Source organism: Kitasatospora sp. NPDC005751, from assembly GCF_040630835.1.
In the GTDB taxonomy this organism is placed as follows: Bacteria; Actinomycetota; Actinomycetes; order Streptomycetales; family Streptomycetaceae; genus Kitasatospora.
The window spans coordinates 44,441-56,234 of sequence record NZ_JBEXYC010000022.1; the positions used below are offsets into that span (position 1 = coordinate 44,441).

The 11,794-nt window shown below is 73.3% G+C and carries 9 protein-coding genes; 7 read left to right on the top strand and 2 right to left on the bottom strand.

Annotated elements, in window-relative coordinates:
- Positions 1-4 precede the first annotated feature (4 nt).
- Positions 5-1,033: a nitronate monooxygenase gene (locus ABZ497_RS20765; RefSeq protein ID WP_359807240.1), complete on the top strand. Its 1,029-nt coding sequence runs from the start codon at positions 5-7 to the stop codon at positions 1,031-1,033.
- A 233-nt stretch (positions 1,034-1,266) separates the two neighbouring features.
- Positions 1,267-1,515, top strand: coding sequence for a helix-turn-helix transcriptional regulator (locus tag ABZ497_RS20770; RefSeq protein ID WP_359807243.1), 249 nt, complete (start codon positions 1,267-1,269; stop codon positions 1,513-1,515).
- A gap of 30 nt (positions 1,516-1,545) precedes the next feature.
- Here ABZ497_RS20770 and ABZ497_RS20775 read toward each other — a convergent pair whose 3' ends face one another.
- The gene (locus ABZ497_RS20775) at positions 1,546-3,021 is read right to left on the bottom strand and encodes an aminopeptidase P family protein (protein ID WP_359807246.1); all 1,476 of its coding nucleotides are present in this window, start codon (positions 3,019-3,021) and stop codon (positions 1,546-1,548) included.
- Positions 3,022-3,235: 214 nt separating this feature from the next.
- Between ABZ497_RS20775 and ABZ497_RS20780 the strand changes: the two genes are divergently transcribed.
- From ABZ497_RS20780 to ABZ497_RS20800, 5 genes are read left to right on the top strand one after another with little or no spacing between them, the layout of a single operon-like run.
- Positions 3,236-4,987, top strand: coding sequence for an ABC transporter substrate-binding protein (locus ABZ497_RS20780; protein WP_359807249.1), 1,752 nt, complete (start codon positions 3,236-3,238; stop codon positions 4,985-4,987).
- 13 nt (positions 4,988-5,000) lie between these two features.
- Positions 5,001-5,960 (top strand): ABC transporter permease, encoded by a 960-nt coding sequence (locus tag ABZ497_RS20785; RefSeq protein WP_329486901.1) that lies wholly within the window; start codon positions 5,001-5,003, stop codon positions 5,958-5,960.
- Positions 5,957-6,943 carry an ABC transporter permease gene (locus tag ABZ497_RS20790; protein WP_329486900.1) on the top strand — a complete coding sequence of 329 codons (987 nt, stop codon included), beginning with the start codon at positions 5,957-5,959 and terminating at the stop codon, positions 6,941-6,943. The genes ABZ497_RS20785 and ABZ497_RS20790 overlap by 4 nt, the downstream gene beginning before the upstream one ends.
- A complete protein-coding gene (locus ABZ497_RS20795; RefSeq protein ID WP_329486899.1) occupies positions 6,943-7,941 on the top strand; it encodes an ABC transporter ATP-binding protein in 999 nt (332 codons plus the stop codon). Before ABZ497_RS20790 ends, ABZ497_RS20795 begins: the two co-directional genes overlap by 1 nt.
- Complete coding sequence (locus ABZ497_RS20800) at positions 7,938-8,951, top strand: oligopeptide/dipeptide ABC transporter ATP-binding protein (protein WP_329486897.1); 1,014 nt, start codon at positions 7,938-7,940, stop codon at positions 8,949-8,951. The genes ABZ497_RS20795 and ABZ497_RS20800 overlap by 4 nt, the downstream gene beginning before the upstream one ends.
- Before the next feature lie 435 nt (positions 8,952-9,386).
- On the opposite strand, the gene ABZ497_RS20805 is transcribed toward ABZ497_RS20800, so the two are convergent.
- A complete protein-coding gene (locus ABZ497_RS20805) occupies positions 9,387-11,759 on the bottom strand; it encodes an immune inhibitor A domain-containing protein (RefSeq protein WP_359807254.1) in 2,373 nt (790 codons plus the stop codon).
- Positions 11,760-11,794: the final 35 nt, after the last annotated feature.

Genomic DNA, 11,794 nt, shown 5'->3' on the forward strand with positions numbered 1-11,794 from the left:
CGGAATGGCCGTCCGCCTCGACGAACTCGCCGTGCCCGTCATCGCCGCGCCCATGGCGGGCGGGGCGACCACCCCGGAGCTGGTCGCCGCGGTGAACGCGGCCGGGGGGCTGGGGTTCCTCGCCGCCGGGTACCGGAGCGCCACCGCGATGGTCGAACAGATCGACCGGGTCCGCGAGTTGACCGACCGGCCGTTCGGCGTGAACCTCTTCGTGCCCGCCGCGCCCGGCGATCCGCAGGCCGTCGCCGCCTACCGCGCGCGGCTGCTGCCGGAGGCGCGGCGCCTGGATGTCCGCCTGCCGGAGGAGATCGCGCCGGACCGCGACGACTGGGACGCCAAGATCGCCGCACTGCTGGCCGGGACGCCGGCCGTCCCCGTGGTGTCGTACACCTTCGGGCTGCCCTCGCCCGAGGAGGCGCGGGCGCTGCGGGCGGCCGGGATCCACCAGGTCGCCACCGTGACCACGCCGCAGGAGGCGCGGCGCGCCGAGGCGGTCGGGGTGGACGCCCTCTGCGTGCAGGGTCCGGAGGCGGGCGGCCACCGGGCCACGCACGGCGTGGCGGACCGGCCGGGGGACGTCCCGCTGCTCCGACTGCTGCCCGCCGTGGGCGCGGTGACGGCGCTGCCGCTGATCGCGGCGGGCGGGCTGGCCGACGGCCCGGCGGTCGCGGCCGCGCTGCGGGCCGGGGCGGTGGCCGTCCAGGTGGGGACGGCGCTGCTGCGCGCGGACGAGTCCGGGGCGAACGCGGCGCACCGGGCCGCGCTGACCGAACTCCCGGAGACGGTGGTGACGCGCGCGTTCACCGGCCGCCCGGCGCGCGGGCTGCGCAACGCGTTCATCGACCGGTACGAGCCGTACGCCCCGGCCGCCTACCCGGAGGTGCACCACCTCACCCAGCCGCTGCGGGCGGCGGCTGCCGCCCGGGCGGACACCGCGGCGATGCACCTGTGGGCCGGCACCGGCCACCGCGCGGCCCGCGGCGGCCCGGCCGCGGAGATCGTCGGCGAGCTGTGGCGGGCGGCCCGGAGCTGAGGCGGACGGCCACTCGCCCCACCGGGCGCACACCGGGGGCGCGAGGGATCGGCGGTGTCATCCCCCGCGAGGTGGCGGGACGGCGGAGCCGCGCTACGGCCGGGCCGGTGTGGGGGAATGGGCCGGTGAGGGAGCGCGCGCATGAAGGGTCGTAGCTGGACCGAGGTGAGGGCAGAGTCCTGGAGCGGTTCCCCGCGCCGGCGACGCCGGAGGCGGAGGCGGAGCGGGCGCGGATGCGGGCGCGGATGCGGCAGGAGTCGTTGGCGCGGATCCGTGGTCACGAGCTGGCGGAGCTGCGGCGGAAGGTGGGGCTGACGCAGAAGGAGGTGGCGGGGCTGCTCGGGGTGAGCCAGGCGCGGGTGTCGCGGATCGAGCACGGGCAGGTGGACAGCCTGGACGACCTGCGGGCCTACGCGGCGGCGATCGGCGGCGAGGTGGAGGTCACCGTGCGGCAGGGGGACCGGACGATCAAGGTGGCCTGAGCCGGCCCCCTGCCCGTGGCGCGGTGGTGGTCAGGCGAGCAGTTCGGCCATCCAGGCTTCGACGGCGGTGGCGGTGCGGGGGAGTGCGTCGGACATCAGCCGGGCGCCGTCGGCGGTGATGACGAGGTCGTCCTCCAGGCGGATGCCGAGCCCGCGCAGTTCCAGCGGGAGGGTCTCGTCGTCGGGCTGGAGGTAGAGGCCGGGCTCCACGGTGAGGACGTGGCCCTCCTCCAGGACGCCGTCGAGGTAGGTGTCGGCGCGGGCCTTGGCGCAGTCGTGCACGTCCAGGCCGAGCATGTGGCCGCTGCTGCAGAGGGTGTAGCGGCGGTAGAGGCCGCTGTCCTCGGCGAGGGCCTGCTCGGCGGGGATCCGCAGTACGCCCCAGTCGGCGAGGCCCTCGGCGAAGACCCGCATCGCGGCGAGGTGGAAGTCGCGGAACCGCGCGCCGGGGCGCAGCGCTGCGATGCCGGCGTCCTGGGCGGCCAGTACCAGGTCGTAGGCCTGGCGCTGGGCGGGGCTGAAGGTGCCGCTCAGCGGAAGGGTGCGGGTGATGTCGGCGGTGTACAGGGTGTCGGTCTCGACGCCGGCGTCGAGCAGCAGCAGGGCGTTCGGGTCGAGCGCGCCGTCGTTGCGGATCCAGTGCAGGACGCAGGCGTGGGCGCCCGACGCGGCGATGGTGTCGTAGCCGGTGCCGTTGCCCTCGGCGCGGGCGCGCAGGTTGAAGATCCCCTCGATCCAGCGCTCGCCGCGCGGGTGGCGCAGGGCGGCAGGGAGGGCGCGGACGACGTCCTGGAAGCCGAGCACGGTGTGGTCGACGGAGAGCTGGAGCTGTTCGACCTCCCAGGCGTCCTTGACCAGGCGCAGCTCGGACAGCACCGAGGCGAGGGCGGCGTCGTCCGCGCGCCGGGCGGGTGAGCCGGGCCGGTCGGTGGCGGCGTCCAGGGCGGTGTCGACGCCGGCCAGCACGCGGGTGGCGGGCTGCGGTCCGGTGAGCAGCTTGTCGAGGTCGTCGAGGTGCTCGGTGCGCAGGCCGGTGAGGCGGGTGGCCTCGGCGAGGTCGGGGCGGCGGCCGACCCAGAACTCGCCGTAGCGGCGGTCGCGGTAGAACTCGCCGCCGCGGGCGGAGTCGCCGCCGCGCGGTGAGCGGGGGCGCAGGTAGAGGACGGGCTCGTGGCCCTCGGGGCCGGCGGGCTCCAGGACGAGGATGTGGCCGGGCTGGTCCTCGCCGGTGAGGCCGGTGAGCCAGGCGTAGGCGCTGTGCGGGCGGAACCGGTAGTCGTCGTCGTTGCTGCGCACCTTGAGCTCGCCGGCCGGGACGATCAGGCGTTCGCCGGGGAAGGCGGCGGAGAGCCGGGCGCGGCGGCCGGGCATGGCGGCGTACCCGGGGACGCGCCGGTCGTCGGTGAGCGGGGTGGGGGCCCAGGCGGTGGCCATGTAGGCCTCCAGGGCGGGGGAGGTCGGCAGGTCGTGGCTGCTGGTGTTGAGACCGGTCTGACGGAGGGTCACCGGGGGGTCTCCTCTACGGGGCGGCGGGGTGGCACGGACACAGCTCGATAACGGGACGCGTCATCTCTTGTGCAGTGCAATTTCACATTACTATGTTACGGGTCACACCGCGGAGCGGCCAGACCTGTCGAGGCGCCCTCCCGGTCGATCCCCGGATCACCTCCGGGGTCGGACGACGGGCCATCAACGGCGGCCCCCCACTGCGGAGTTGCACATGAACAGGCGCACCCACGCCGCCCTCGCGGCGGCCATCGCGGCGACACTCACCCTCGGCCTCGGGGCCTGCAAGAACGACAAGAGCGACACCGCCGGTGACACCACGGCCGCCGGAACCAAGGGCCCGGGCGCGGCGGCCGGCTCCATCGTCGGCGGCTCCCCGGTCAAGGGCGGCACGCTCACCGTGCTGACCAACCAGGACTTCGCGCACCTCGACCCGGCCCGCAACTGGGTGCTGCCGCACATGGACTTCGGGACCCGGCTGATCTACCGCACGCTGGTCACCTTCAAGTCCGAGCCGGGCAGCGCCGGCAGCGAGATCGTCCCGGACCTCGCCACCGACCTCGGCAAGTCCTCCGACGGGGGCAAGACCTGGACCTTCACCCTGCGCGACGGCCTCAAGTACGAGGACGGCAGCCCGATCAAGTCCGCCGACGTCAAGTACAACGTCGAGCGGTCCTTCGCCCCGGACCTCACCGGTGGCCCCGACTACGCCATCCAGTACCTGGCCGGCGGCGAGAACTACAAGGGCCCGCTGAACGGCGAGCACCTGCCCAGCATCGAGACGCCGGACGACAAGACCATCGTCTTCCACCTGAAGCGCCCGGTCGCCGAGTTCTCGTACACCGCCACCCTGCCGACCTTCTCGCCCGTGCCGCAGTCGCAGGAGAAGGGCCCCCTGTACGACGCGCGGCCGTTCTCCTCCGGCCCGTACAAGATCGCCTCCTACGACCGCGGGAAGCAGCTCGTGCTGGTCCGCAACACCAACTGGGACCAGGCCTCCGACACGGTCCGCAAGGCGTACCCGGACAAGATCGTGGTCACCCAGGGCCTCAAGGGCGGTCAGGCCGACGACCGGGTCATCGCGAGTGACGGCGCCGACGCCTCCACCATCGAGATGCCGTGGATGCAGCACGAGTCCGTCTCGAAGGTGCTGCCCAAGGCGGACGTCAAGGCCCGCATGGTGGCCGAGCAGACCGGCTGCACCGACATGCTGTACCTGAACACCGCCAAGGCGCCCTTCGACGACCCGAAGGTGCGCGAGGCGATGATGTACGCGGTCGACCGCGAGGCCCAGGTCACCGCTTTCGGCGGCCCGGCGATGGCGGACGTCGCGACCTCCTTCCTGCCGCCCTCGCTGACCGCCGGGGCCAAGGCCGATCCGCTGAAGATCCCGGCCGCCGGTGACCCGGAGAAGGCCAAGGACCTGCTCAAGGCGGCGGGCAAGACCGACCTCAAGGTCTCGCTCCTCGTGTCCATCGGTGACAAGAGCCGCGGCGAGGCGCTCCAGCAGTCGCTGGCCAAGGCCGGCGTCCAGGTCACCGTCAACACCGTGGACGCGTCGGCCTTCTCGGACACCGTCGGCGACACCAAGAACGCCCCCGAGCTGACCATCAACGGCTGGTGCCCGGACTACCCGTCCGCCGCGACCTTCCTGCCCTTCCTCTTCGACGGCCGCACCATCAAGGAGAAGGGCAACCAGGGCAACTACAGCCAGTTCCGGGACCAGGCCACGATGGACCGGATGGACCAGATCGCGGCCATGACCGACCTGGCCGAGGCCAACGCCGCCTGGAAGCAGCTGGACGAGGACCTGGTGAAGAAGGCCCCCGCCGTGCCGCTGATGTGGCAGCGCCGCCCGCTGCTGGTCGGCACCAACGTGGCCGGCGCGTTCGGCAACTCCGGCTACGCCGGCATGATCGACATGGCTGTGGTCGGCCTCAAGGACCCCGCGAAGAGCCAGGGCTGAGGGAACGTCAGCGATGAGTACTACCACTGACCCCGCCGCCGTGGAGGACACGGCGGCGGGCCCCGCGAAGGCCGCCGGGCGCGGGCCCTGGCGGCTCGTCGGGGAGCGGCTGTGGGCCCAGGGCTCGGCCCGGTTCGGCCTGATCACCGTCGCCGTGCTGGTCCTGGCGGCGGCCCTGGCCGGCCCGTTGAGCTCGCTCGGCGGCTGGACCCCCGAGGAGTTCGACAAGCGCGCCATCGACCCCTACATGGGCGGCACGCCGATCGGCGCCTTCGGCGGGATCGGCACCCGGCACTGGCTCGGCGTCGAACCCGGCTCGGGCCGCGACCTGTTCGCCCGCGTGCTGCACGGCGGGCAGGTCTCCCTGCTGATCGCGTTCACCGCCACCGCGCTGGTCGTGATCGCCGGCACCCTGGCCGGGATCGTGGCCGGCTACTTCGGCGGCCGCGTCGACGCGGCGCTCTCCCGGCTGATGGACCTCACGATGTCCTTCCCCTCGCTGATCTTCATGATCGCCATGATGTCGGTGGCCAAGGACGTCAACCGGATCCTGCTGATGACCCTGGTGATCGGCCTGTTCGGCTGGCCCGGCATCGCCCGGGTGGTCCGCGGCCAGACCCTCTCGCTCAAGCACCGCGAGTACGTCGAGGCGGCCAAGGTCGGCGGCGCGCGCTCCTGGCGCATCCTCACCCGGGAGATCCTGCCGAACGTCTCCGGCCCGATCATCGCCTACACCACGCTGCTGATCCCCGGCATGATCGCCACCGAGGCCGCCCTCAGCTACCTCGGCGTCGGCGTCCGCCCGCCCACCGCGTCCTGGGGCCAGATGATCGCCGAGAGCATCCTCCACTACGAGACCGATCCGACCTACTTCCTCATCCCGACGGTCTTCCTCTTCATCGCGGTGCTCGCCTTCACCCTGCTCGGTGACGCGCTGCGCGACATCCTCGACCCCCGGGGAGGCCGGTCGTGATCATCTACCTCGGCCGCCGGCTGATCGGCGTCGCGGGCATCATGCTCGCCATCTGCGCCATCACCTTCACCATCTTCTACCTGCTGCCCAACGACCCGGCCGCGGCCGCCTGCGGCAAGACCTGCAGCCCCGAGCGGCTCGCCGCCGTCAAGGCGGCGATGGGCCTGGACGCGCCGGTCTGGGACCAGTTCGGCAGCTACCTGGGCGGCATCTTCGCCGGCCGCGACTACGGCAGCGGCCCCAGTGCCGTGCACTGCGGCTTCCCCTGCCTGGGCTACTCCTACGAGTACGGGCTGCCGGTCTGGGACCTGCTCACCGACCGCCTGCCGGTCTCCGTCTCGCTCGCCTTCGGCGCGGCGGCGCTCTGGCTGGTCCTCGGCCTCGGCGCCGGCATCACCTCGGCCCTGCGCAAGGGCGGCCTCACCGACCGCACCCTGATGGTGCTGTCGGTCGGAACCGCCTCGCTGCCGGTCTACTTCACCTCGATCATGCTGATCTGGGGCGTCGTGCGGACCGCCGGCCTGCTGCCCTACCCGTCCTACCACGCGCTCACCGAGGACCCGTTCGGCTGGGCCTCCAACCTGCTGCTCCCCTGGATCGCGCTGGCCCTGCTCTACGCGGCCATGTACGCCCGGCAGAGCCGCAACTCGATGATCGAGACGATGGCCGAGCCGTACATCCGCACCGCCCGCGCCAAGGGCCTGCCCGCGCTCACCGTGACGGTCAAGCACGGGCTGCGCTCCGGGATGACGCCCATCCTCACCATCTTCGGGATGGACCTCGGCGGACTGCTCGCGGGCGCCGTCATCACGGAGTCGATCTTCGGTCTGCCCGGGGTCGGCCGGCTCTTCTACGACGGGCTGATCCGCTCCGACCAGCCCGTCATCCTCGGCGTCACCCTGCTCGCGGCCTTCTTCATCGTCGCGGCGAACCTGCTGGTCGACCTGCTCTACGCCTACGTCGACCCGAGAGTGAGGTACTGATGGCACTGTTGGAGGTCGAGGATCTCGCCGTCTCCTTCGACACCCCGCGCGGCACCGTCCGGGCCGTCGACGGCATCTCCTTCACCGTCGCGTCCGGGCAGACCCTCGGCCTGGTCGGGGAGTCCGGCAGCGGCAAGTCCGTCACCTCGCTGGCCGTGATGGGCCTGCACCGCGGCGCCGCCGTCACCGGCTCGATCCGGCTGGCCGGACAGGAGCTGAACGGCCTGGGGGAGCGGCAGCTGGGCACCGTCCGGGGGCGGCGGATCGCCATGATCTTCCAGGACCCGCTGTCCAGCCTGCACCCCTTCTACACCGTCGGCGAGCAGATCGCCGAGCACTACCGGGTGCACTTCAGGGCCGACCGCAGGGCCGGCCGCGCCCGGGCCGTGGAGATGCTGGGCGAGGTCGGCATCCCCGAGCCGGCCCGCCGGGTCGACGAGTACCCGCACCAGTTCTCCGGCGGCATGCGCCAGCGCGTGATGATCGCCATGGCGCTCGCCTGCGAACCCGACCTGCTGATCGCCGACGAGCCCACCACCGCCCTGGACGTCACCGTCCAGGCCCAGATCCTCGACCTGATCGCCCGCATCCAACAGGACCGCGGCCTCGGCGTCGTCATGATCACCCACGACCTCGGCGTGGTCGCCCGGGTCGCCCACGAGGTGCTGGTGATGTACGGCGGCCGGGCCGCCGAACAGGCCCCGGTCGACCGGCTGTTCGGCGCCCCCGCGCACCCGTACACCCGCGGGCTGCTCGACTCGCTGCCCCGCCTCGACGACACCGACGACGCCCCGCTGCGGGCCATCCCCGGCAGCCCGCCGTCGCTGATCGCCCCCGCCCCCGGCTGCACCTTCGCCCCGCGCTGCGCCCGCACCAGCGCCGCCACCGCCGAGGAGCACGCCCGCTGCCTGGCCGAGCGCCCCGCGTTCGGCCCGCTCGCCCCCGGCCACCAGGCCGCCTGCCACCTGCCGCTGGTGCCGCTGGGAGCCCGCTCATGAACGACCGACCGCTGACGGCCGACCGGCCGCGCTCCGCCGAGCCGCTGCTGTCCGTCCGGGACCTGGTGAAGACCTTCCCCGGCCGGCGCAGCCGCACCGGCCGGGCCGGCGCCCCGATCCGGGCCGTCGACGGCGTGAGCTTCGACGTCGCCCAGGGCGAGACGCTCGGCCTGGTCGGGGAGTCGGGCTGCGGCAAGTCGACCACCGGGCGGATGATCGTCCGGCTGCTCGACCCCACCGCGGGCACCGTCACCTTCGACGGCACCGAGATCGGCGGCCTGTCGCAGGCCGCGCTGCGCCCGCACCGGCGGCACCTCCAGATGGTGTTCCAGGACCCGTACTCCTCGCTCAACCCCCGCCAGACGGTGGCCCGGATCATCTCCGAGCCGCTGCTGGTCCAGGGCGCCGGCGCGGCCGGGGCGCGCAAGCGGGCCGCCGAGCTGATGGAGCTGGTCGGGCTGATCCCCGAGCACCTGGACCGCTACCCGCACGAGTTCTCCGGCGGCCAGGCCCAGCGGATCGGCATCGCCCGCTCGCTGGCCACCTCGCCCCGGCTGGTCATCGCCGACGAGCCGGTCTCCGCGCTGGACGTCTCCATCCAGGCCCAGGTGGTCAATCTGATGGAGCGGCTCCAGGACGAGCTCGGCCTGGCGTACGTCTTCATCGCGCACGACCTCTCGGTGGTCAAGCGGGTCTGCGACCGGGTCGCCGTGATGTACCTCGGCCGGATCGTCGAGATCGGCGACAAGGCGGAGGTCTACGGCAACGCCGCGCACCCCTACACCCGGGCGTTGCTCTCCGCGGTGCCGCTGCCGGACCCGGCCGCCGAGCGGGCGCGCGAGCGGATCGTGCTGCTCGGCGACCCGCCGAGCCCGGCCAACCCGCCGTCCGGGTGCAGCTTCCACCCGCGGTGCCCGAAGGCCCAGGAGCTCTGCCGGACGGAGCGTCCGCTGCTGCGGATCGCCGGACCGGGCACCCGGCAGGCGGCCTGCCACTTCCCGGAGGCCTGACGCTCCGGCCGCCGGACCACCCCTGCCCGCCTGTGGGCCGGGAGGTCCGGCGGCACCCCGGGGGCCCGTCCGCGGGCCCTCCTCCCGACCCCCGGTCGGGCGCGGCGGGGAACCTCTTGAGGGCCGCGTCCGACCGGGTTCCAACGTCTCGAAGGCCCGTACCCGCTGGTGGGTACGGGCCTTCTGCGGTCGGGGGCCGGGGGTCTCGCGGGCCGGTGGGGAGCGTCGGGGGCCGGCCGGTGGGGGCGGGGCCGGACGCTGTGCCCGGTGCGGACGCGGTGCCCGGCGTGGTCGGTGCGGACCGGGCCGGGCGGCCGGCGGGTCGCGGAGCCCGGCCGCCCCCGCGGTCGCGCCCGGCCCCGGACGACGCGAGGCCGTGGCCCCCGGACGGATCCGGGGGCCACGGCTGTTGTGCGGTGCGTGCGGGGGCGGGTCTCAGGAGGCCGGGCCCACCCGGACGGTGGTGATCCGGCCGTCCTGGGCTTCGCGGACGACCTCGATCTTGGTGTTGGTGTCCGGCACCTTCACGCCGAGCTGCGGCGTGGCGGGGTCGGAGTAGACCCCGGTGCGGTCGTTGAAGGCGGCGACGGCCGGCTCGGCGCCGATCCGCACCGGGACGCCGGCCTTGTGCAGGGTGAAGCCGGTGGTCCGCTTCAGCGAGAAGGTCGCGTCGAAGGTCTGCGCGCGGGCGTTGACCAGCGTGCCGTCGGCGAACCGGATCGGCGTCGGGTGGGCGTCGACCGGCAGGATCAGCCCGCCGCCGGGGTGGTCCTTGGTGTTGTTGTCGCCGTACCCGGTGTCCCAGAGCCAGACCAGCACGCCCTCCTGGTACGGGTAGGTGTCGACGATGTCCTTCTTGCCGTCGACGCCCGTGTACCCGAAGTTGTACGGGCCGGTCTTCAGGAAGGCGCCGTAGCCCGCGTACCGGCGGTTCTCCACCAGGTAGGCGCGCGGGTGCGAGGTGACCGCGGTGCGGCCGGTGACCACCGAGAACCCGGTCGCGGTCCAGCCGTCGGCCCCGTTCTCGGCGCCGTCGGCGAAGAGCTCGGTGGCGCCGGCGGCGACCCGGACGGTGTCGACCAGGACGCCGCGGCCGTGGGTGTTGTTGTCCGAGGTGACGTGGAAGCGCAGCCGGACCTGCTGCCCCGCGTAGCCGTCCAGCGGGACGGACAACTGCCGGTAGGCGCCGGACGTGCCGGTCAGACCGGGGGTGTTGGCGGTGGTGTTGCCGATCGGCGTGCCGTCGACGGTGCCGCCGAGCGCCTTCCAGGTCTTCCCCTCGTCGGTGGAGGCCTCGACCGCGAGGAAGTCGTAGTCCTGCTCGATGTCGTACCAGGTGGCGGCGGTCAGCGTGACCGGTCCGCTCACCGGGCGCAGGTCGACCGTCCGGGCCAGCGAGTTGTCCAGGTTGTCGCCCGTCCCGCTCCACCAGTGCTTGGCGCCCTGGTTCGGGTCGGCCAGGTCGGTGCTGGTGGTGCCGTCGGGCAGGTGCACCAGCACCGCCTGGGCCTGGTCGGTGTTGTAGCCGCTGACGCCGAGCGCGTGGCTGGAGCGGGTGGCGGCCTGCGCCTCGTCGTAGTCGAGCCAGCCGAACTGCAGCTTGCTCCAGGCGTCGAGGTCACCGGGGTAGCCGCCGGTGGTGTTCTTGCCCTTGCCGAGGTACGAGCCGGAGGACATCAGCGACCAGAAGTTGACGCTGTTGTCGCCGCCGGTGGTGCTGTACAGGTCGGGCAGGCCGAGGTTGTGGCCGAACTCGTGGGCGAACAGGCCGACGCCGCTGTTCTCGCCGCCCTGCACGTAGTCGTAGACGTACAGGCCGGTGTCGCCGACCGGGGCTCCGCCGATCCGGTTGCCCACCGGGCCGGTCTGGCCGGCCGGGTCCGGGAAGGCCCAACTGCGGTGCGCCCAGAGGGCGTCGGCGCCCTGCGCCCCGCCGCCCCAGGTCTCGTCGACGCCCGCGTGCACCACGATGACGTTGTCCAGGTAGCCGTCCGGCTGGCTGAACTCGCCGTCCTTGTCGTGGTCGTAGCGGTCGTAGACGTCGTACTGGGCCAGCTCGGCCTTGACGTCCGCGGCGGAGCGGCCCTTGCGGACCTCGCCGTCGTACCAGGCCTTGACCGCGTCCCGGACGAACTCCTGCCCCTGCGTCCAGGCGCCGGACCCCTGGGGGCCCTTGTTGCTGCCGTACCGGGCCTCGTTGTACGGCACGGTGACCCAGTCGCTGACCGTGCCCTCGACGTCGTAGCGGCCGGAGGACTGGGTGCGGTAGTAGTTGCGCATCGAGACCGCGCCGGGCGCGTCGTCGAAGAACAGCTGCTGGTAGTAGTCGCGGTCGAAGTCCTTGGACCAGAGCGTGTGGTTGTCGCTCCTGCCCGGCTTGGGGATCGCGTTGTGCTGCGGGCCGGGCGTGCCGCCGTAGCGGGGCTGCCCGTTGTACTCGGTGGTGTTGTCCACCTGGTCGCCGAACTGGGCGAGGATCACGAAGACCTTGTCCGTGCGCTGCTGCGCGAGCTGGACGTAGTCGTTGCCGATCTTCACCCGGGCGGGCGCCCGCTTCTGCGAAGTCTTGGCCACGGAGCCCTTGTTGACCTGTTCCAGGGCCTTGGTGCGAAGCGACTGGCGCTCGCGTTCCTGGGGGGCGAGCGGGCCGGGCGGGGCCTCGGCGCCACCCTCCTCGGCGCCTTGGGCGGCGGCCGCCGCGGTGAGGGCGGGGGAGGGGGGAGCGGCCTGGGCGGGGGTGCCGAGGAGGGAGGCCGCTATCGCGCTCGTGGTGAGCGCGGCCGCGAGTGCCGCGGACAGTTTGCGCAACTGACCGGTCCTTTCCGGACGGTGGGTGGTCTGGG